20 protein-coding genes are annotated in these 20,724 nt (G+C 39.9%); 13 read left to right on the top strand and 7 right to left on the bottom strand.

The features are described from left to right. A partial coding sequence (locus AB5916_RS16410; RefSeq protein WP_368191897.1) for an IS1380 family transposase occupies nt 1-965 on the bottom strand: 965 nt, incomplete at its 3' end. Between the two features lie 274 nt (nt 966-1,239). Between AB5916_RS16410 and AB5916_RS16405 the strand changes: the two genes are divergently transcribed. After that, nucleotides 1,240-2,478, top strand: coding sequence for a hypothetical protein (locus AB5916_RS16405; RefSeq protein ID WP_368191895.1), 1,239 nt, complete (start codon nt 1,240-1,242; stop codon nt 2,476-2,478). A gap of 46 nt (nt 2,479-2,524) precedes the next feature. Here AB5916_RS16405 and AB5916_RS16400 read toward each other — a convergent pair whose 3' ends face one another. The 5 genes from AB5916_RS16400 to AB5916_RS16380 all read right to left on the bottom strand — a co-directional run bounded on the left by AB5916_RS16400 (nt 2,525) and on the right by AB5916_RS16380 (nt 7,303). Beyond that, nucleotides 2,525-4,036 (bottom strand): response regulator, encoded by a 1,512-nt coding sequence (locus AB5916_RS16400; RefSeq protein ID WP_368191893.1) that lies wholly within the window; start codon nt 4,034-4,036, stop codon nt 2,525-2,527. A 254-nt stretch (nt 4,037-4,290) separates the two neighbouring features. Then, nucleotides 4,291-5,820 carry a sensor histidine kinase gene (locus AB5916_RS16395; RefSeq protein ID WP_368191891.1) on the bottom strand — a complete coding sequence of 510 codons (1,530 nt, stop codon included), beginning with the start codon at nt 5,818-5,820 and terminating at the stop codon, nt 4,291-4,293. Nucleotides 5,821-6,181: 361 nt separating this feature from the next. Further along, on the bottom strand, nt 6,182-6,430 hold the full coding sequence (locus AB5916_RS16390; protein WP_368191889.1) for a hypothetical protein: 249 nt from the start codon (nt 6,428-6,430) through the stop codon (nt 6,182-6,184). Nucleotides 6,431-6,769: 339 nt separating this feature from the next. Beyond that, nucleotides 6,770-7,033: a hypothetical protein gene (locus AB5916_RS16385; RefSeq protein ID WP_368191887.1), complete on the bottom strand. Its 264-nt coding sequence runs from the start codon at nt 7,031-7,033 to the stop codon at nt 6,770-6,772. Between the two features lie 45 nt (nt 7,034-7,078). Continuing rightward, complete coding sequence (locus AB5916_RS16380; protein ID WP_368191885.1) at nt 7,079-7,303, bottom strand: hypothetical protein; 225 nt, start codon at nt 7,301-7,303, stop codon at nt 7,079-7,081. 268 nt (nt 7,304-7,571) lie between these two features. Between AB5916_RS16380 and AB5916_RS16375 the strand changes: the two genes are divergently transcribed. From AB5916_RS16375 to AB5916_RS16345, 7 genes are all read left to right on the top strand, one after another. Continuing rightward, on the top strand, nt 7,572-8,906 hold the full coding sequence (locus AB5916_RS16375; protein WP_368191883.1) for an ABC transporter substrate-binding protein: 1,335 nt from the start codon (nt 7,572-7,574) through the stop codon (nt 8,904-8,906). Between the two features lie 92 nt (nt 8,907-8,998). Continuing rightward, nucleotides 8,999-9,877: a carbohydrate ABC transporter permease gene (locus tag AB5916_RS16370; protein ID WP_368191881.1), complete on the top strand. Its 879-nt coding sequence runs from the start codon at nt 8,999-9,001 to the stop codon at nt 9,875-9,877. Further along, nucleotides 9,874-10,698 (top strand): carbohydrate ABC transporter permease, encoded by an 825-nt coding sequence (locus tag AB5916_RS16365; RefSeq protein WP_368191880.1) that lies wholly within the window; start codon nt 9,874-9,876, stop codon nt 10,696-10,698. Before AB5916_RS16370 ends, AB5916_RS16365 begins: the two co-directional genes overlap by 4 nt. Before the next feature lie 20 nt (nt 10,699-10,718). After that, nucleotides 10,719-11,693, top strand: coding sequence for a lactonase family protein (locus AB5916_RS16360; protein ID WP_368191878.1), 975 nt, complete (start codon nt 10,719-10,721; stop codon nt 11,691-11,693). A gap of 11 nt (nt 11,694-11,704) precedes the next feature. Then, nucleotides 11,705-12,688 carry an aldo/keto reductase gene (locus AB5916_RS16355; RefSeq protein ID WP_368191876.1) on the top strand — a complete coding sequence of 328 codons (984 nt, stop codon included), beginning with the start codon at nt 11,705-11,707 and terminating at the stop codon, nt 12,686-12,688. Nucleotides 12,689-12,693: 5 nt separating this feature from the next. Beyond that, nucleotides 12,694-13,740, top strand: a complete 1,047-nt coding sequence (locus tag AB5916_RS16350; protein WP_368191875.1) for a sialidase family protein — start codon at nt 12,694-12,696, stop codon at nt 13,738-13,740. 6 nt (nt 13,741-13,746) lie between these two features. After that, nucleotides 13,747-14,688, top strand: coding sequence for a phosphotriesterase (locus AB5916_RS16345; RefSeq protein WP_368191873.1), 942 nt, complete (start codon nt 13,747-13,749; stop codon nt 14,686-14,688). A gap of 465 nt (nt 14,689-15,153) precedes the next feature. Here AB5916_RS16345 and AB5916_RS16340 read toward each other — a convergent pair whose 3' ends face one another. Then, the gene (locus AB5916_RS16340; protein WP_368191871.1) at nt 15,154-16,506 is read right to left on the bottom strand and encodes a transposase family protein; all 1,353 of its coding nucleotides are present in this window, start codon (nt 16,504-16,506) and stop codon (nt 15,154-15,156) included. Nucleotides 16,507-16,836: 330 nt separating this feature from the next. Between AB5916_RS16340 and AB5916_RS16335 the strand changes: the two genes are divergently transcribed. The 5 genes from AB5916_RS16335 (at nt 16,837) to AB5916_RS16315 (ending at nt 20,721) form a co-directional block, all read left to right on the top strand. Then, entirely contained in the window at nt 16,837-17,049 is a 213-nt protein-coding gene (locus AB5916_RS16335) for a FeoA family protein (RefSeq protein ID WP_158422217.1), read from the top strand. A gap of 108 nt (nt 17,050-17,157) precedes the next feature. Continuing rightward, nucleotides 17,158-17,379, top strand: coding sequence for a FeoA family protein (locus AB5916_RS16330; protein ID WP_158422218.1), 222 nt, complete (start codon nt 17,158-17,160; stop codon nt 17,377-17,379). Between the two features lie 106 nt (nt 17,380-17,485). Next, a complete protein-coding gene (gene feoB / locus AB5916_RS16325; protein ID WP_368191869.1) occupies nt 17,486-19,633 on the top strand; it encodes a ferrous iron transport protein B in 2,148 nt (715 codons plus the stop codon). Nucleotides 19,634-19,717: 84 nt separating this feature from the next. Then, entirely contained in the window at nt 19,718-20,185 is a 468-nt protein-coding gene (locus AB5916_RS16320) for a transcriptional repressor (RefSeq protein ID WP_368191867.1), read from the top strand. Nucleotides 20,186-20,385: 200 nt separating this feature from the next. Further along, complete coding sequence (locus AB5916_RS16315) at nt 20,386-20,721, top strand: DUF6110 family protein (RefSeq protein WP_173727572.1); 336 nt, start codon at nt 20,386-20,388, stop codon at nt 20,719-20,721. Nucleotides 20,722-20,724 lie beyond the last annotated feature (3 nt).

The raw sequence follows: 20,724 nt of genomic DNA, 5'->3' as shown, positions 1-20,724 counted from the left end.
GATGAATCCATGTTTGTGACAATGAATGTGTACATGTAAACCATCTGGTTTTCCGGCTTTTCAACCTTGCATACTACACGTCTTTCATAAGGCCATGGACCTGCTTTGTACATGAATTCACCATAAACTACCGCATAATCGACTTTGTTATTTCTAGTGATTTCATCAAGCTCATCCACAAGATGGGATGCTTTTCTACGGAGAATACCATTCTCCTTCAGCCGGATGACATAGCTTGTTCCATTTTCCTCGCACTGCTTGTAAAGGTCAGGTGTAGCAAAACCACTGTCACCACGAAGCAGAATTCGGATTGTCGGATAATCATTCAGATATTCATCAAGTATTGGTTGCAAGAAGTCAACCACTCCAGTGCAGGAATACTGTGTTCCATCACGAAGTTGAATTTTTATCAGATCCTCGGTCATTCCATCATAACAGACAAGTGGATGGTATCCATTGCTTTGATAATGAAAGTTAAAAGCTCTACCTTCTTGTTTACCGTATGCATCAAGAAGAGTGGAATCCAGATCCAGAATAACAGCCTGTGGCATCTGAATACTGTAAACTCTTTTTCGAAGTATTCTGCCAATCGTAAGGAATTGGTTTAAAGTATCTTCATCCATACGGTTAAAGAATCTTGATACCGTAGGTTGTGATGCTAAAGCGTCTTTATCTAGCACTGCTTTAAATACTGGATCATTTGTAAGTTCATCTGAAGCATCATCTTCAAAGTAACTTGCAATGATCATATATATCATCTGAAGGAGATTCTCCTTGTCAGTGTGATATCTAAATGATGCAGAATCATTGGTCTTAAATGAGTGGCTGAAAAGTTTATCAATGCCAAGTTTGCTTACGAATTCTTTGATAAGAAGTAAGCCTGCATCGGAGGATAAATCTCCTCCATCAAAATTTATTTTAATCTGTCTATTGCTTTCTAGTGATAAGGTGTTTACAATACTCATAAAGGGCTCCTTTGGGTTATTATTTAAGATTCGACACCTTAATTTTACCATAAATGGATGCTCTTTTTTTATTCACTTGATAGGTGAAACAGCAATATTCAATTAAAATACAGTAATCATGTGGCTTTCAGCCACTTCACACGGCATAGCCGTGAATAATCTAGGATTAATATGAATTGTAAAACGTGGATAAAAAATCCATCAAGAGTTCAAAATCGTCCATTTCTATTCCAACTTTTTTTTAATACTATAAAGAAAAAAGAGGTGATAAACGATGAAATGGTATCATATGGATTCTTTCGACTATCAATATTATAATCCGACAGAAATTATTTTAGGAAGGCAAATGCAAGAGTGGCTGCCTTTTTCTGTTAGTTGGTGGCATAATTTTGGGTCCCAAAGTATGCGGGGGAATTTTGCACATTCATCTGGAATTATGTATGAGACAGAAAAAGCAGAATTAGCTTTTCAGTTTATGGAAAAACTGAATATCAATTATTTTTGTTTTCAAGGGGCTGGTTGTTGTGGACCGGCAAATACTTTGGCTGAGGCAGAGAAAGAACAACAACAGCTGAATCATGCGATTCAGGAGAAAATGGAGAAATATCATAAAAAACTGCTTTGGGGGGCAAGCAATTATATTAGTCTTCCGCAGACTGAATTAGGTGCAGCAACATCTCCGTCATTAGATGTATTTTGGCAGACGTTAGCATTGGAGAAGGTGAATGTAGATACAGTATTGGAACTTGGTGGAACTGGTATTATGTTCTGGGGTGGTAAAGAAGGTTATCAATGTATGACAGACACAGATTTAAGTTTTGAACTGGATAACCGTGCAGAACATATAAAAAAGACGATTGCGTATGCAAGAAAGAAGGGATTCAAAGGAAACTTCTATTTGGAACCGAAGCCAACGCGTCCTGGGCGATTTCAGTACCATTTCGATGTGGCTACGGCAGTTTTGTTTTTAAAGCAATATCATCTTGATGTAGAAGTTCGTTTATGCATGGATCCATATCATGCATTTCTTGCTGGACATCGCTTTGATTATGAAGTTCGTATGGCAAAGATGTATGATATGATAGGAACAATTGATATCAGTCCGGATCGTTTTGTAGATTCGGATGAATCATTGCAGGAACTCGTAAAAAAATGGATACCAGTTATGTATGATCTTATTGATATGGGTGGATTAAAAAATGGTGGAATCAATTTTGATCCGAAAGATTATGGGGACTTCTATACAAAGGAAAGCATTTTAAAGTCGTTATTTTATGCACAGGAAATACTTGCATGGGCATTCCGTGCAGCTGCGTGGTTGAAGCAAAACCAGATTTTGGAAAAGCTGTTAGACACTCGTTACATGGAGATTTGGCGAAAGGATACGGACTATCATATGGAACAGGTGTGGGACAAAATGAAAAATCAGTCTGTAACGTTGGGAACACAGTTTTATACAGAGAAACAAGCGGATAAACTGTTAGAACAGGCGATAGAAAAGGTTTGTATGTAAGAATTGACCGGAGCTGCGCACATTGAGTGGCAGTTCCGGCAGCAGATCATTGTTTATATTCAGAAGGGTAGACCCCTACGTATTTTTTGAATATGCGACTGAAGTATAATGGATCATTATATCCGATTGCCAGCGCAATATCCTTGATCAGCATATCAGGATGGGATGTGATAAGCCGTTGAGCTTCTTTTAGTTTTAAATCCAGCAAAAATCTCCAAGGAGTCATTCCAGTGTGGAGCTTAAACTGTCTGCTTAAATAAGATGAGTCAAAACCAAACTCTTTGGAGAGATCAGCGGAAGATAAATTTTTTCGGAAATTCTCCAACAAATATTTTTCCACATTGTCAATAATCTCTTTTTCATTAGATATGCCAGTGGAATCCTCTATTTTGATGGAAAAGAAATTTCTAACCGTAGACTGCAGTTCTTTTAACGTTCTTGAATTCGTCAGTTCTTCATCCAGATCTACATTCATTTGGAGTATAATATCATAGTTGTCAATATTTTGTTTAAGATTGCGATAGTACAGAAGCTGCTGCAAAATTGTCCATATTAGGTGGACGGGAGCCTGTTCTTCATATAGGGAAGAAATTAGATCGATGATTTTATGAGCAAGTAAAGGTTCATTATTGTTGCTTAAGGTAATCAAATTATGAATCAAAGAAGTATATTTCTTGATTGTAATGGTCATTGGCTGTTCATTCGGGCCTAAGAAAAGCGGCGTGTGCAGTGGCATGCGCTGCATCAGCAGATTCCTTTGGCTTTGAAGAGATTCGTAGATGCAGTCATTATCGTTTTTACAAATTCGATAGCAGAGATGAATTGGGTATTCAAAAATATTAATTTGTTGAAAAAAGTGTAACAATTGTTGTTCCAGGTTTTCAACAGTTCCGGAAGAAATGTTTAGAGGAAGGAAAATAAAGTACTCATTTTCTAAAATTCCCGGTTTGCTTCCGAAGAAAGTACTGGAAGGGAAAATCTGTTTAAGGATTTTATCCAGGTGGACTGTTTTCCAGATGGACACTGCAGCAAGAGGAAAATGGAACGGATAAGCAGGATAACAGCCAGCAGATAATATGATGACTGCCATATCCTTGATCTGTGGTAAAGACATCTGGCGATCTGATGTGGTATTCCGAATGGAAAACTGCTGGAAAAATTGTTGATATTGCTCCTGTGTTGCCTGAATGTAGGCTTTTTTTAGTTTCTTTAAAGTATTTGCCAGTTCTTCCGTATTAATTGGTTTTAACAGATAATCAAATACTCCCAGTATCAATGCTCTTTTGGCATAAGAAAAGTCATTGTATCCGGAAATGATAACAATTGGAATGTCCAGTGAACGATTACGGATTTCTTGAATCAGATCAAGTCCATCTAACATCGGCATCTTTATATCTGTAAAAATAACATCTATTGGCTGGGTATTCAGACTCTGAAGCACTTCAAGTCCATTTTTGGCTTTAGCCATGATAATAAAATCAGAATCTAGGGAACTGATCAGATTTGTAATGGCGTTAAGGATCAGTGGTTCATCTTCTGCTACTAAGACATTAATCATGCTTATATCCTCCTATTGTGATTTTGCTCCCGCCTAATTTGCTTGAGCCTATATCGAAAATAATTTTGGAATCGTAAAGCATATGCATTCGGATGACTGTAGATATGATTCCAAGTCCACCGATTTTTGCGTCCAAATTGTTTAATGTGGGATTTGCTTTGTAATTCTCGTAACGTTGCAATATTTTTTCTCTGGCTTCTGTGGAAAAACCGCATCCATTATCATGAATTTCAATTCCCCATGTTTCTGGGGTCTCATGACAAAGAATTATTATCTTCCAGGGGGGGTAAGGTATATTCAAAAGCATGAGAGATGCAGTTTTCTATCAATGGTTGAAGGGACAGCTTTGGAACAGGGTAATTTTGATTCATGTCAGGAGGCAAAATGATTTTGTATGATAAGTTTTCTCCATAACGTTCCTTCATTAAAAAAAGATAGTTCTCTGTGTGATTCAGTTCTTGAGCAAGCGTAGTGAAATCATTGTGATATTCCGTTGAATATGAGAGCATGTCGGAGAACTTTCGGCAGATTCTCATGATTCGTGGAGCTCCAGCTTCCTGGCCTAAGGCACCGATGATTGTCAAGGTATTGTGGATAAAATGTGGGTTGATCTGTGCCTGTAAGGCAAACATTTGCGATTTTAAATCTTGACGTCGCAGATATTCATTTTTTTGGATAGAAGTTTTCAATTTTAGGATAATCTCAAGAAATACCTGATGTACCTGTTCTAATTCTGTAGACTGAGAATCGAAATCTACATCCAGATTATTAAAGTCGACACTTTCTAAAGAGAATTTCAGGTTTTCCAGAGGAATTCGGATATTCTTGTCAACGACAGAAACTGCACTCAGCGCAAATATAACCAGTGATAGTAAAATAAAAACTACAATGAGTATGACATTTATAATTGGCCGGTACACAGAAGCTGACGGCAGGACACTGATCAGCTTCCAATTAGCACTTTCGATGGTTGTATAATCGGAAAAAGGAAACTTCTTATGGTTTGACAATATAGAAGAAAGAAGGTTTTCGTCCATATCAGGGGTGTTGCTGTATATTAACTTGTCGGAATCATCGAGTAAAAGCACCTGAATATCATTGTAATTAATCTCTTTCAGAATGTCTTCAATGATCGTAAAAGGACGTTGAATTTCAAGCATTCCATGTACCTGAAACGTATAAATATCTGTAATCGGCCGATAGCAGGAAAGGATGGGAGTATCGTTGGAAGGAAGCCATTTATCATAAGAAGAATAGGCAGTGAGTTTGGTGATTTCCTTCTGTTTTATTTTGGTATATAGAGATAAAAAATCATCTGAATACAGATGAGTGTCATATTCGTGATTTAAATCTAAAAATTTGTAGTTGCTGCTGACGGCAAGATAATCGCCTTGGTCATTGACAACGCTGATGCGTTCCGTTAAGAGACTTGGAAGACACATCTGTAAAAGAAGAGACGAGAGCTTGTCGGCAACATTGTAATCCGTTACAAAAATGTTGTGAGGATACTTTTTGACGACTGTGCTCATCTCTCTCATAGTTCCGATTAGAGTTTTATTACTTACCAATTGTTGTGCCAGATTATCCATCGTGGAGATTTGGAGTTCGATCTGGTTGGCAGCAGAAGAATTTAATTGATGAATAATATTGCATGTGTTTACAGAAGTGGTTCTGTAGTAATAAGTATAGAAGCCAATTAAGCTTATAAATATGATGAAAATAGTGAACAATAGATAAGAGTATATAATTTTAAGGGAAAAAGGAGAGTTTTTTTTCACAATCATATTAAAATAATCCTTTCTAAAATTTGTTAATGATTCTTTCTAAAACTGATATGTAATGACTTTTGTCAAGAGGTAAATTGAGAAAAATCACCACAAACTTATTAAATTTTACCTGAAGAACTTATGAAAGGGCTTCAGACGTATCAGTTCCCGGCTTTGACCACTCTAATATACGTGGATTCAGCTTGCCTCTTACCTACAGGTCAATGGTCCGCCGTGAGCCCTACCGTCTAAGAACGTGAATCACAGATATTCCTGTGCCAACATAGCTTTATTATAGATAACTTGAACCTTGAAAGATGTTAAACCCCTTTCAGGAATCCTCCAGTTAATTGTTGCGTGAAGATGTTATACGCTGCTGTTAATGGATATTGTCAGTCATCATGCCCCAGATAAAACAAGCAAGTTCTTTGGCGACTGCTGTTTTGGCTACATTAGCCTTCTTATGCTGCCCCAGGATCAGCTGATAGTATCTGCGTCTTAGGCGCTCATTCGCTTTATCAGCGTAAGCTATGATATCAGTGGGATTTCCATTCTGCCTTGATTTCAATGCCTTTGATTTATAGCTTGGTTTTCCACATGTATAACTCTGGGCTGCTTCTACCAGCAATGTTCGTATATGGCTGTTTCCGGCTTTGGTAATTCCGAGTCTGTTCTAATTCTCGCCGCTGGAATCTTCGTCTGGCGTAAGCCCAAGATAAGATGCAAACTACTGGACCCTGGCAAAGCGTTTAAAATTGCCAACTTCTACAAGAGTAGATAAGGCCGTCTGGGTTTTCACACCAAGGAGACAGGACAGATAGCTGACATTTTCCTGGTAACCTTTTGGGGATGCAAGTTCCTCGATACGTTTATCAAGTCTCTCCAGTTTGTCAGTCAGCTAATCATAGGTGACAAGATATTCTGTGAGGATTTCCTGATAAAGTCCTTCTGGCTCTAATGAGCGCAGCTATGTTAAATGTGCCTGTGTCCAATGGCTTTTCGTAGTATCATACCGGTAATTATAGCGTAGACAGAATGCCAGGATCTGCTGCTTTATCTTTTTCAATGCGAGTTTGTGATCCTGTCGCATTCGGATATATTCTTTCACCTGCTCATTCTGTTCAGTCGGAATATGTACCGAGCTGTAATCACGATGAGCAAGGTAGCGTGCAATCAGTGCAGCATCACGTTTGGCTGTTTTTACCTTTTTCTTGCCCATTGGTTTTGACATAGTTGTCAGAGCAAGAATGATGCACTTCACGTTATGGCTAGTAAACTAGTGGTATAACGTGAACCCAAGACAGCCAGCTTCATAACCGCATATAAACATAACATCGTCTCCGTAATGGAAACACATTGCCTCCAGATAATTGAGAACTTTACTGTAATGTGCGTCAACTTTCTGGGGACATTCAGCCTGCTCTTTCTCATTGGTATAGCAGCAGAGTGAAAAAGTTTCTTTGTGTACATCTATTCCTACGTAAACTATGTTACAATTCATTCGATGACCTCCATTTGTATGCGGTAATCCCTGTTACCATTGATTTTTTCCAATTTATAGTATGCAGGTAAATCCACGAACCTACAAATCGGAGGTCATTACATATTGTCTAATCCCATTATATAGTATTTTTGCAATATTGTACATATTTGAAGATCAAGTAAACTGATATGTCCATCAAGTTCAACAAAAAATCCATTTATTAAAGCAAAATAAATGATTATGATAGGGGTACAAAATACGAAAAAACAATTATAAGGAGGTAATTATGAGGAGAAATTTGAAATTCAAAAAGGCAACAAGTTTGGTTTTGGCTGCATCTATGCTAGTAGGGGGCAGCAGTAATGCAGTATTTGCAAAAACAGAGGGAAAGGAAGCTGAAAAGCCTTACGATGGAGTTACAATTTCTATGATGATGAACCAAGGAACTTATACGACTACATTTAACGGGGTGTTTTTGGATATCTGTGAGGAGATTAAAGAAAAAACAGGAATTACAATGGATATTCAGCCGGTTACGGATTTTATGGATGTGATTCAGGTAAAGCTTGCCACCAATGAGATCCCGGATATTTTTGTTCACAATCTGCCACAGAATGTAAAACTGTTTAATGCTCAGGAAAATTGTGTTGTGATGAACGATCAGCCGTGGTTTGAAAGAATGAGCAGTCCTGACACGGTTTTGTATGAAGATGGGAATTTGTATGGAATGCCTATTCAGTCAGCAACCTGGTTCCCTGCAATTTATTATAACGAGGATATTTTAAAACAGGCCGGCTATGAAGATCCGCATCCAAAAACGATGGATGAGTTATACGAAATTTGTGAAGCGATTAAAACAAAATGTCCAGATGTTACACCCCTTTATATGATGGACAATGATACCACTAAAACACAGATCTTTATGACAATGGGCTTGGGGGTTGCATTAGATGATCAGAAGGAAGTTTATGATAAATTGCAGTCAGGAGAATTGAAATTCTCGGATGTTCCGGAAACTAAAGAAATCATGGAAGATTTAAAAAAATTTTATGATTTAGGCTATGTAAATCCAGATCATATGTCAACAAGAGTAGATGACGGAGTATTAAATATGGCTGGTGGAACTGCTGCTATGATGATTGCTGATGAGTGGACCTTGCAGGATATTATAAATCAGAATCCAGATCTTAATGTGGGTTCCTTTGTGATTCCATTTGAAGACAAAGATATGGCTGTAATGGGTAATTTCGTGGTTGCTATGTACGTGAATAAAAATGGAGAAAACAAGGATGCTTGTTTAGCATGGATTAATGAATTCACTCAGCCAGAATATATGAATCGTTTTAACATTGAAACGGGAACTTTGGCAACGTTCAAAGATTGTGAGTCTGCAGAATTGCATCCGGCAGTAGCACATATCTACGAAGATTATGTTCGGAAGGGTAATGCAGCTTTAGAGTTTAATGCATATTTGGATGATCAGAAGGCTTTACTGGACAGTTATTTATTCTTCCTTTATGCGGACGTAATTAGTGGACAGACAACTGTGGATGAGATGTGGCAGCGTTGGGATGATAAATTTGCAGAGTTCCAGAAGCAGAATGGAGTGCCAGGCTTTTAAGCCGGCACTTCCTTTTAAAGTAGTCTTGGAAATGCATGAATATGGTATGAATTTATGCGAAACTCTTTACAAATTGGAGGGGATGAAAATAGATGAAAAGAAAAAAGATACAATTGTACCCATATTGGTTGGTTGTACCAGCTGCAGTCTTTATTCTTGTTTTTTATATTCTACCGATTGGATTGGGATTAGTGCTGTCCTTTACAAATTGGAACATTAAATATCCAACAATGGAGTTTGTTGGGCTGGAAAACTATATAAATATTTGGAAGGACCCAGAGTTTCAGAAAGCACTATCCAATACCTTGTGTTTTGCGGCAGTGATTCTTGTGGCTCGAAATGTGCTTGCCCTTCTTTTGGCATTAGCACTGACACAGAAACTTAAGACTGCGAATATACTTCGGTCTATTTTCTATCTTCCATCCGTATTATCTTACGTAGTTGTGGGTGTGATCTTTAAAGCACTTTTTCAGATGAAGGGTTTGGTAAACCAGTTTCTGGGGTTGTTCACAGGGAAGCCGGTTCTGATCGATTGGATCGGGAATGCGAATCTTGCGCTTCCAACGGTAATGCTATTGGATTTGTGGGTATGGACTGGGTTTCACATGATGCTTTATATAGCCGGAATTCAGTCAATATCAAAGGAATATTATGAAGCGGCGATTGTTGATGGGGCAAGTGCATGGCAGCGTTTTAGGAAAATCACATTGCCATTGCTGGCATCGACGATACGAATGAGCGTGGTTCTTACTTTGTGTGGCGGTCTACGTGTATTTGATTCTGTAAAGGTATTGACAAACGGAGGTCCTGGTTGGGCTTCAACAACGATTAATATCGAAGTTTATAAATTATTTTCACAGGGGTTTTATGCTCGTGCTACGGCAGTAGAATTGATGTTGTCTATCATTTTATTCATTGGAATTGGGATTATTCAAAGATTATTCCGCAAAGGGGAGGAAAACGTCTCATGATAAGAAAGAAAAAACTGAGATTATTTGTATTAGAAGTTCTGATGATTCTTCTGAGCCTTCTGATCGTGGTTCCGTGTTTAATGATGATATTTGGTTCCTTCAAGACAGCACTTGAAGCAAACAGCTTTGATATAAAATTGCCAACAGAATGGCATTTTGAAAATTATATAGAAGTGTTTAAAAAGGGAAAACTTGGAATAGCTTTGAAGAACAGCTGTCTGATGTTATTATTAACAGTTCCGGCGGTAGAACTTTTTTCATCGGTATCCTCTTTTGTTCTTGCAAGAAGAAAAGGAAGGTTTGCAGAAATCTTATACATGATTTTGAGTATGGGTATTGTGGTTCCGGTAAGTATCGTACCGACGATTGCACTGATGCAGGCACTTCATCTTCAGCAGACGAAAATTGGATTGGCGTGTTTGTATATTGCGATGAGAACATCCTGGAGTATTTTCCTGCTGACTGGATTTGTAAAAAGCGTACCGAGGGAATTGGATGAAGCAGCTTTTATTGATGGATGTAATGTGTTGAAATTGTTTTTCCATATCATATTTCCACTTATGAAGCCAGTTGTGGCTACCAGTATCATTATTACCACCATGTGGACATGGAACGATTTCCATTTGCCGTTGTATTTTATGAGTTCAGCGGCGAACCGTACGCTGCCTATGACCGTATACTATTTTTATGGTGAAAATGCCAGCCAGTGGAATCTGGTATTTGCAGACATGATGATGGTATCAATCCCGATTGTAATCCTGTATCTGTTCTGCCAGAAGTACATTGTCTCAGGCATGACAGCAGGTGCGGTAAAAGCTTAGTGAGGAGGAAAAGAAGAAATATGTATCATTTTTATGTGGGAACGACACCGAAAAATCCACCTGGATATATTGCAAGCGTGAAGTTGGATGAGAATGGCCAGCTGATAGACAAAGCATATTACGGGGCTACGAGCCCGGCCTATCTCTGCAGGAAAGCAGATCGGCTGTATGCAGTCATTGAAAATGTGGCTTTTGGCGGACTGGAAGTGTTTGCAATAGGAGAAGGAGGTCGTTTGACGGCAAAGGGACACTTGATGACAGAGGATGTCTATTCAACGTTCGTTTCTGCCGAGGCGCAGGGAGATAGGGTGTTCGTTGCTAATTATGGGACACCATCCTGTGCGGTGTACCGCTGTCAGCGAGATATAGTGGTTTGTGAAAGAATCGTCAGAAAAGGAGTGGATCATAACAGTCATGTGCATTGTGCGGTAGTGACTCCTGATGAAAAGTATCTTTGCGTGGCAGATGTGGGAACAGATGAAATTGTTCTGTACGACCTGGATTCCTGGGATGTGGTTGAATGTATTAAGTTTCCAAAAGGAAGCGGTCCAAGACATCTTGTATTTTCTGTGGATGGAGAATCCGCATATGTGATAACAGAAAGCAGTTCCGAAGTGGTCAGTTTAGCGTATACACCAGACAGAGAGAAAAAACTTACAATATTGAAATATGGACAGACACAGCCCACTGGATATGGAGGGGCGGCAGGAATCCGGATATCTCCGGATGGGAGATTTGTTCTTGCAAGTAACAGGAATGCGAATTCCATTTCGGTTTTTGAAATCAGAGAAGATGGTTTGATGAGCCTTATCCACAATGAAACAGTACCGGATGGCAGCCCAAGAGATTTCCAGTTTACACCGGATGGCAGATTTCTCATTGTTGGCTTGCAAAAGTCCAATCAGCTTGTGGTTTACAAAATGAATGAACACGGTGGAATGAAGTTTTGTTCTCTTATTAAGGAGATAGAACAGCCGACATGTATTGTTTTTTAGGAGGGAGTGCAATGAAAAAACTTGTAATACCAAAAACGGATCTGGAGGTTTCTGTGCTGTGCCTTGGAGGCGGCCCTCATGGAGTGGATCCAAAGGAATCCGAGAGAGTTTTGGATTATTACCTGGCAGCAGGAGGAAATTTTATTGATACCGCTAATATTTACGGCAAGTGGAAGCCAGGAGGAGGAACATCCGTCAGCGAACTTTTTCTGGGTGAATACATAAAGAGCAGGAAGTGCAGGGACAGGATTGTGCTGGATACCAAAGGGGCGGCACCGCAATATGATACCATGCATTCTCCGAGGGTCTCACGGAAAGATATCCTTTATGATATTAATGACAGCCTTAAGAACCTTCAGGTGGACTATGTCGATTTGTATTGGCTGCACCATGATGATGAAACAATCAGCGTCGAGGAAATCATCGATACCCTGGTGGATTTGGTAAAAGAAGGAAAAACTCGTTATTTTGGGTGTTCTAACTGGAATACATCCAGAATAAAAGAAGCACTGGAGTATTCAAGGAAAAAGAAGATTCCTGAGTTTGTAGGGAACCAGGTTATGTACAATTTGGCTCAATACAACCAGGAACGGCTGGATCAAGAGATCATGTTTGGAATGACGGACGAAATGTATGAGATGCACCTAAAGGAAGGAATGGCGGTTATGTGTTATTCTTCCCAGGCTCAGGGTTATTTCTCCTGTGCCGGCAAGGATGACTTTATGGATAATCCGGCATATGCGACACCGAGAGAATTTTATGAAAATGCAGTTAGCAGATTGCGCCTGAAGAAAGTTCTTGAACTTGCGGCGAAGTATCAGTGCGATCCAACCCAGATTGCATTGCGATTTATGCTATGCAAGGATGATTTTCCGACAATTCCGATCATTGGTTCTGGCCGATACGATGAAGTAAAGATGAGCGTGGAAGCAATGGATATTCCGTTAACGAAAGAGGAATACGAGTATTTAAAGGACGATGACAGAAAGGTGTGATCAGGATGGAAGAGATAAGAAACGGATTTCATTATCCGGTAACTGTAATTTTAGAGCCAAATGAACAATTTGGGTATGCCCGAGAGCCGATCATTCAACGAATGCCGGATGGGTCTATTGTTTGCCTGACGCTTACAGGCGGACCAACAGAACCACACAAGACCAACGTAGTAGGAATTGTCAGAAGTGAGGACGATGGAAAGACATGGAGTGAGCATACAACATTATTTGAACATTCTGAGCGAGCCTGCTGGGCACCGGAGATGTACGTAGAAGGTGATGTTGCCTGCGCTTTGGTGCATACTTATAATGCGGAATGCAGATATAGGGAATTAGTCGTATATCAGTCTTTTTCTTATGACAGTGGGCGGACCTGGACAACACCGAGAAGTCTTCCCTCAGGGATTACAAACTACTGCTTTAGAAAACGCTACGTATTGAAAAATGGAAATTGGGTTTTTCCTGTATATTGGCAGGAATGTGAAGGCGCATGGGATTGGGTAAAAGAACCGGTAGAAGATACGTTAACGATGAAATGGCCGAAAAGGACAGGAGTTGTAATTTCCACGGATCATGGAAAAACGTATTCGCTGCATGGTTATTTAAAAGCGGAGTATCCATTATGGGAAAACAATGTTGTGGAATTGAGTAACGGCGATCTGGTGATGCTTATGAGGGCAGAACGCAGTGGCTTTTTATATCAATCGATCAGCCATGACGGAGGTTTAACATGGAGCGAGGCGAGAAAAACAGATATTCCAAACCCAAATTCCAAAATCACGCTGATCCGTCAGGGAGATAAAATATTATTATTCCACAATCCGAATTCAAACTATCAAGGGGTGATTTTTGATACAAGAAAACCACTGGCTTTATGGATCAGTTATGACGAGATGCGATCCTGGGATAAAAAAATGATATTGTGTGATGAGCCAATGTTTTATCCGCATGCGTTTTTAGATGACGAAAAGCAACTGGTCTATCTGGCATCCGAAAATGCAAAGACCCATTTTCTGATGAAAATCCCGTATGCCGATTTGGAAAAGGAGTGAAGCCAAATGATTAATACAGTTTTAGGAGAAATAGATGCTTCTGATATGGGGAGAACCCTGATGCATGAGCATGCAGTATGTTTCGATGTATCCTTGAGAAATGCATTTGGGAAGAAGTGGGTTGATGAGGAAAAGGCAGTTGAATTTATTGCAAAACGATTGAAAGCAGCAAAGGAAAATAGTGGAATACAGACAATTGTTGATGCTACGCCGATCAATAGCGGCAGGGATGTCCGGATTTTAAAACAAGCATCCTTGCTTTCGGGGGTCAATATTCTTGCTGCTACCGGTTTGTTTGCATTTGAAAATTTTCCGATTGTTGGTAAGTCTGCAGAATTTTTTGTGGAATTATTGATGGGCGAGATTTTTGGGGGGATTGAGGATACTGGAATTAAACCTGCAGTAGTCAAATGTGCGACAGGACCACAAGGATTTACCGAGATTAATCAGAAACTGCTTTGGATTGCAGGTGAGGTTTGTAAGCGGACCGGTATTCCGATTACGACTCATACGGAAACAATAGATATGGCTGTGGAACAACAGAATTTTTTTGATAAAAATGGTGTTGATCTTTCGAAGGTGATTATCGGTCATACAGGTGATTATAATGATATCGAAAAACTATCAGAAATAGTGAAAAAGGGCAGTTATCTGGGTTTGGACCGCTTTGGACTGGACGAATTTAATTCATTGGAGAACCGAGTGAATACATTAGATCAGCTTTTTCAGAAAGGATTTGCAGATTCGTTGGTTGTTTCTCATGATATTGTGCTTGTGTTTGATGCTGATTATGATGATTTTTCTGACTTTCCTCAGAAAGCAGAAAATGGACGAACATTTGATTATTTTTGTGAGGTTGTAGTGCCAAGGCTAAAGGAGCGAGGGTATCATGACGAAGATATTCAGAGGCTGCTTGTTGATAATCCAAGAAGATTTTTTGAAGGCTGAGTATTGAATCTGTCTGGTATTTTTGTCATGCATTTTTGAAAATGTCCCCAAATAATTAAAAAGGGCTGTCGGGAAATAGACGGTTCTAAGAGAGGGAGGGTGTGACTCATACCGAGTCACACCCTCCCCAAATTTTTTATCAAAAAAGAAAAAAAGATGGCTAACGACAACCATCTTTCTCTCCGTTACATGTTATAATGTAACTATGCTAACAACTAATTATTATAACGACTTTTTTGAGTTTGGGCAACAGAAAATTAACTTTAGCAGGGGTGAGGAATAAATATATGTTCATTCTCTCTTCATAGTAGTTCTTTTACATTTTTGTAATTATCCACTTTTTTATTTTTTTATAATACTTATACACATCGTATAATTAGACGTATCCCTTTTTCTATGTTTTGTGGATAACTATTTTGTTGTTTCCTCTTCCATTCAACCACCACCTGTGTTACAATAATCCTGCTATTCGAGATACATTGTTGTGTATCTCAAAATGTAGGATACATCTTCTTCCGTTACTGTCAGTCCTCGAAAACTTTCCAGTAACCCTGAAGATGTATTTTTTATTGTCTGCTTTAATTCTTTTACATATGGATTCCATGCCAGATAAAGCTGCATCAGGATATCTGCTATCTGCGTCAGCAGATAATGGTTTTTCATCGCATTGCTGTTTCGGCTATTAAGATGTTCGATTCTGTATATCCCGTTTTTCTGGTTGTTAAATCCCTCGTTTTCTATTTTCCATCTTCCTCTTCCTGCAAGTAGCATTTCTTCCAGATTCCTCCTGGTCACTAAAAGACTCGTCACCCATTGAAATCGAACCTTCTGGGTTTTCTCTTCCTTATCTTTCGTTTCATATTCATATTCAAATACATTCATGACTTCTTTCTTATCGGCCAGCTCTTCCACGTGGTTTGCAAAAAATCCACTTCCATGCTCCGCACATAATCCTGTCTGCCTTACTGCATCATCCCCGGTCTTTATCCATTCAAATCCCTCATCCAGCTTCTTCTGTCGGGTGCTTTTCTGGGTAAACAGATACTCCCAGTGATAGGTTTTCCTACACAGTTCCATAAATGGTTCTGTAGCATAAAGTGCATCTCCCTGGATACAGATTTGAAGTCTTGGATATTCCTGTTTTATTTTGAGGAGCAGCCGCTTTGCTGCATTTATCTCACAGTCCTGTTTGCTCACATCCTCTTTTTCGTTTTCGATAAATTCAGTTCCAAGGCTGAGCACTACTTTTTCACTCAACACAATCTTTGCTTCCAGAACCTTATGGTAATAGATTTTTGTTTTCTTTCCATTTTCATCTACACGTACTGTACATAAACAGTTTTCACAATGCCTTTCTTTAAAATAGCACAGCCCGGTTCCGTCCAGGATCACCCTCCAGTATTTTCCAAGGAGACGGTTTCTATTGAACTGTTTTCCACGGATCAGGCTCGTTATCATCTTTTTCCTTACCCCTGAAAGAGCTTCGGGCGAAAGTTTTTCAAGATAATAATTCAGTGTATCGTAATGAGGCATTTCCTCCAATTTCTGGTTTCCGGACAGAATACGCAGAGTATCAATACAGTTTTCCTTATTAAAATTTTCTTCCATTTCCCGCATGGAATGCTGGGCACATACATTTTTCAAAAGGCCCATATATATCAGATCTGCCTGGGTATAAGTTGTATAGTTCTGGTTTCTTGGATCATCCATTTCCAAAAGCCAGTCTCGTAAAGAGTGAAAAAAATGATGTGAAACCATCATAAAATCTACAATTCCACGGTCTTGTTTTTTGCGTTCCCTCTTTTCACGCTTTCTCATGAGTAAAGTCCTCCAATGCGAAAAATTTGTTAGCTATATTTTAACGCATTGAAGGAGTCTCCGCTTGAAATTTAATAATTTGATTGCGAAAAATTTTTATTCCTCAAAGCTGCGATTGATTTTGAAAATAAAATAGTTTTCCAGCCACTGAACGAAAGGCTTTCAAGCTACAGACAAACATATGTTGTTGCAAAACTGAGGTGCAAAACTGTGGTGAGAAAAAAATAAAAAAAGTAGTTGACTACTAAAAGATATTAGAATATACTAATCAACGTAAGTGAGAAACAATATTAAATAGATATAGCTATAACAACGTGAAGGGAGAGTGTAATGATGCCTTTGTCTATGGTTAATGAAGGGGAGCCGAACGTGATCCGGAAAGTCGGTGGAAAAGAAGAGATACGCAAATTCCTGGAGAACCTTGGCTTTGTAGTAGGAGGTACAGTTACTGTTGTTTCTGAGAATGACGGTAATCTGATTGTTAATGTAAAAGATTCACGTGTAGCGATTGGTAAGGATATGGCCAATAAGATCATGGTGTAAACAAGCATCATGTATCCTTGGAGATTTTCAGCCTCCGACAGACATGAGAGTCTGCCGGGGATTGTGAATTAATAAAAAGTTACATATTTTCATGAAAAGGAGTTTGTTATGAAAACATTACGTCAAGTTGCCGTCGGCCAGACAGTTACTGTTAAAAGGCTCCACGGCGAAGGGCCTGTAAAAAGGCGTATTATGGACATGGGAATCACAAAGGGCGTAGGGATTTACGTGAGAAAAGTTGCACCCCTTGGAGATCCGGTGGAAGTAACAGTCAGAGATTATGAGCTGTCCTTAAGAAAAGCGGACGCTGAGATGATCGAAGTGGAATAATTTTTTTACATGACTGTTAGTGAATGCTAATTAATAGCTGATGGCTCTAACGAATGGAAGAAGCTTGAAACAAAATTAAATCAGGAAAGAAAGAGGAGGCATGAAAATGTCGATTAAGATTGCGCTTGCAGGCAACCCGAACTGCGGCAAAACAACATTGTTCAATGCGCTGACAGGATCCAACCAGTTTGTTGGTAACTGGCCTGGCGTAACCGTTGAGAAAAAAGAAGGTCGTTTAAAAGGACACAAAGATGTGATCATCATGGACCTTCCTGGTATTTATTCCCTTTCTCCATATACACTGGAGGAAGTAGTAGCCAGAAATTACCTGATCAATGAAAGACCAGATGCGATCATCAATATCGTTGATGGTACAAACCTGGAAAGAAACCTGTATCTGTCCACTCAGATCATGGAGCTTGGCATCCCGGTGGTTATGGCTGTCAACATGATGGATCTGGTTCAGAAGACAGGAAATAAAATCTATATTGATAAATTAAGCAAAAAGCTTGGCTGTGAGGTAGTTGAGATTTCTGCTTTAAAAGGAACCGGCATCAGCAAAGCAGCTGAGAGAGCCATTGCAGCAGCACAGAAGAAAAGCAGCGTAACACCTGTTCATGAGTTTGCACAGGAAGTTGAGGATGTGATCAAGACTGTTGAGACAAAGCTTACAGGTATTGTTGCTGAGGAGCAGAAGCGTTTCTTTGCGATCAAGCTGCTGGAGAAAGACAGCAAGATCACAGAACAGATGAAAAGCGTGCCGGATGTATCTATTGAGGTTAAGGCTCTTGAAGATAAATTTGATGATGATACAGAGAGTATTATCACCAATGAACGTTATGTATACATTTCTTCCATTATCGGACAGTGCTATTCAAAATCCGCAAAAGGAAAGAAACTTACAACATCTGACAAGATTGACCGTATCGTGACAAACCGCTGGCTTGCGCTCCCGATCTTTGCAGTTGTAATGTTTATTGTATATTATGTATCTGTAACTACGGTTGGAACAATTGTAACGGACTGGACAAATGACGTTCTCTTTGGCGAGATCATCCCGCCGGCGATTGAATCTGCACTGGAAGCTGTTCACTGTGCTGCATGGCTGCAGGGACTGATCCTGGATGGTATTGTTGCCGGTGTTGGCGCTGTACTTGGTTTCGTTCCACAGATGCTGGTTCTGTTCTTCTTCCTTGCATTCCTTGAGTCCTGCGGTTACATGGCCCGTGTTGCATTTATTATGGACAGAATCTTCCGCAAATTTGGTCTGTCCGGTAAATCCTTCATTCCTATGCTGATCGCATCCGGATGTGGTGTTCCCGGTGTTATGGCTTCCCGTACCATCGAGAATGACAGAGACCGTAAGATGACTATCATGACAACTACCTTCGTTCCTTGTGGAGCAAAGCTTCCGATCATCGCCATGATCGCAGGCGCATTCTTCGGAAACAGTGGATGGGTGGCTACAAGTTCCTACTTTGTAGGCATTGCAGCAATTATCTGCTCTGGTATTATCTTAAAGAAAACAAAAATGTTTGCAGGTGATCCGGCACCATTCGTTATGGAGCTTCCGGCATACCACTGGCCAACAGCTGGTAACATTTTAAGAAGTATGTGGGAGAGAGGCTGGTCCTTCATCAAAAAGGCCGGTACGATCATCCTTCTTTCAACCATCGTTCTGTGGTTCTTAATGGGCTTTGGATGGGAAGGCGGTTCCTTTGGAATGGTAGAGGAATTGAACAACAGTATCCTTGCAAAGATTGGTTCTGCAATTGCCTGGATCTTCGGACCTTTGGGATGGACAAAAGCCGGTGAAGGCTGGAAGATGGCTGTTGCTGCTGTAACTGGTCTGATCGCAAAAGAAAACGTAGTAGCTACCTTTGGTATGCTGTTCGGCTTTGCTGAAGTTGCAGAAGACGGCGCTGAGATCTGGGGTAACCTGGCACAGGTTATGACACCTATCGCAGCATATGGATTCCTGGTATTCAACCTTCTTTGTGCACCTTGCTTCGCGGCAATGGGCGCTATCAAGAGAGAGATGAACAACAAAAAATGGTTCTGGTTTGCAATTGGATATCAGTGCGGTCTTGCTTATATAGTTTCACTTTGCATCTATCAGATCGGTACACTGATCACTACCGGAACTTTCGGTATTGGCACAGTGGTTGCTTTCATACTGATTGCATGCTTTATTTATCTGTTATTCAGACCATACAAAGAGAGCAATACATTAAAAGTAAGTGTAAAAGCCTGATAAAGACAGGCACTTTTACAGCCTGCATCCAACAGGGTGCAGGCTGTTACTGCATCAGCCCAGAGCAACAGGAGGTGAGTTTTGGTGGGAGAACGAAAGGAAGAAGCGGTAAGGGAGTCTCAGTCATATGAGCGGACGAAAATGCAGAAAACCATGGTGATCCAGAAACTTCGTGAGCAAGGATGCAGGATCACCAGACAACGAAGGACGATCCTGGATATTATTCTGGAAGAGGAGTGCTCCTGCTGTAAAGAGATTTATTTTAAAGTTCAGAAAAAAGATAAGAATATTGGTCCTGCAACGATTTACCGTATGGTGAATGTGCTTGAGAATATTGGAGCCATCAGCCGGAAAAACATGTATAAGATCGCAGACTGCAGTACCTGTTGTGAAGAAAAATCCTGTTATGTAAAATTAAGTGACGATACAATATGCAGGCTTTCTCCCGGAATGTGGCGGGAAGTAATGAAGGCAGGCATGAAAGAATGCGGATATATAAAGGAACAGGAAATTGCCAGTATTGAAATGAAGGCTTGCAAATGCGAAGCCTGAAAGCAGGCAGGGTAATTACAGGATATGGGAATGCATTTTACCTCTTGGCTGTGAGAATATTAAATAATTGAGAATGTTTCTCGATTAAGAAAAAGTTTCTGGACAAGCAAAAATACGAGTGCTATACTGACTTTTAAACTTTATAAAGGAAGAAAAGCAGCAGAGATTATCTGACTGCAAAATATAAGGAGGAATCTATTATGGCAGATTTGAACTGGAAAAAATCAGGATTATTTGCAGCAGGAGTTTTATTTGGCACGGCAGGCATCAAAGCACTGTCCAGTAAGGACGCAAAGAAGCTGTATACCAACTGCACAGCAGCTGTTCTTCGCGCAAAGGATTGCGTTATGAAGACAGTTACTACAGTTCAGGAAAACTGCGGTGACATTTATGAGGGGGCAAAGCAGATCAACGAAGACCGTGCTGCTGCTGAGGAGACTTTTGAGGATACGGCAGACGAGGAAGTAAAGACAGACCAGGAAGTCAAGGCAGAAGAGGATAAAACAGAAGAGGATACATTCAAAGAGGCAGAATAAAGA

Origin of the sequence: Blautia sp. 1033sp1_1033st1_G9_1033SCRN_220408, from assembly GCF_040929965.1 — a bacterium.
GTDB classification, from domain to species: Bacteria; Bacillota; Clostridia; order Lachnospirales; family Lachnospiraceae; genus Blautia_A; species Blautia_A ammoniilytica.
The sequence above is the reverse complement of the archived record's forward strand: the minus strand, read 5'-3'. Positions and strand labels throughout refer to the sequence as shown.

Coding starts and splice junctions, on each gene's coding strand:
- AB5916_RS16365 (WP_368191880.1), top strand. CDS start 9,874: ATGATAAGAAAGAAAAAACTGAGATTATTTGTATTAGAAGTTCTGATG.
- AB5916_RS16355 (WP_368191876.1), top strand. CDS start 11,705: ATGAAAAAACTTGTAATACCAAAAACGGATCTGGAGGTTTCTGTGCTG.
- AB5916_RS16375 (WP_368191883.1), top strand. CDS start 7,572: ATGAGGAGAAATTTGAAATTCAAAAAGGCAACAAGTTTGGTTTTGGCT.
- AB5916_RS16395 (WP_368191891.1), bottom strand. CDS start 5,820: ATGATTGTGAAAAAAAACTCTCCTTTTTCCCTTAAAATTATATACTCT.
- AB5916_RS16315 (WP_173727572.1), top strand. CDS start 20,386: ATGGCAGATTTGAACTGGAAAAAATCAGGATTATTTGCAGCAGGAGTT.
- AB5916_RS16345 (WP_368191873.1), top strand. CDS start 13,747: ATGATTAATACAGTTTTAGGAGAAATAGATGCTTCTGATATGGGGAGA.
- AB5916_RS16370 (WP_368191881.1), top strand. CDS start 8,999: ATGAAAAGAAAAAAGATACAATTGTACCCATATTGGTTGGTTGTACCA.
- AB5916_RS16400 (WP_368191893.1), bottom strand. CDS start 4,036: ATGATTAATGTCTTAGTAGCAGAAGATGAACCACTGATCCTTAACGCC.
- AB5916_RS16405 (WP_368191895.1), top strand. CDS start 1,240: ATGAAATGGTATCATATGGATTCTTTCGACTATCAATATTATAATCCG.
- AB5916_RS16360 (WP_368191878.1), top strand. CDS start 10,719: ATGTATCATTTTTATGTGGGAACGACACCGAAAAATCCACCTGGATAT.
- AB5916_RS16350 (WP_368191875.1), top strand. CDS start 12,694: ATGGAAGAGATAAGAAACGGATTTCATTATCCGGTAACTGTAATTTTA.
- AB5916_RS16335 (WP_158422217.1), top strand. CDS start 16,837: ATGATGCCTTTGTCTATGGTTAATGAAGGGGAGCCGAACGTGATCCGG.
- AB5916_RS16340 (WP_368191871.1), bottom strand. CDS start 16,506: ATGAGAAAGCGTGAAAAGAGGGAACGCAAAAAACAAGACCGTGGAATT.
- AB5916_RS16330 (WP_158422218.1), top strand. CDS start 17,158: ATGAAAACATTACGTCAAGTTGCCGTCGGCCAGACAGTTACTGTTAAA.
- AB5916_RS16380 (WP_368191885.1), bottom strand. CDS start 7,303: ATGAATTGTAACATAGTTTACGTAGGAATAGATGTACACAAAGAAACT.
- AB5916_RS16385 (WP_368191887.1), bottom strand. CDS start 7,033: ATGTCAAAACCAATGGGCAAGAAAAAGGTAAAAACAGCCAAACGTGAT.
- feoB (WP_368191869.1), top strand. CDS start 17,486: ATGTCGATTAAGATTGCGCTTGCAGGCAACCCGAACTGCGGCAAAACA.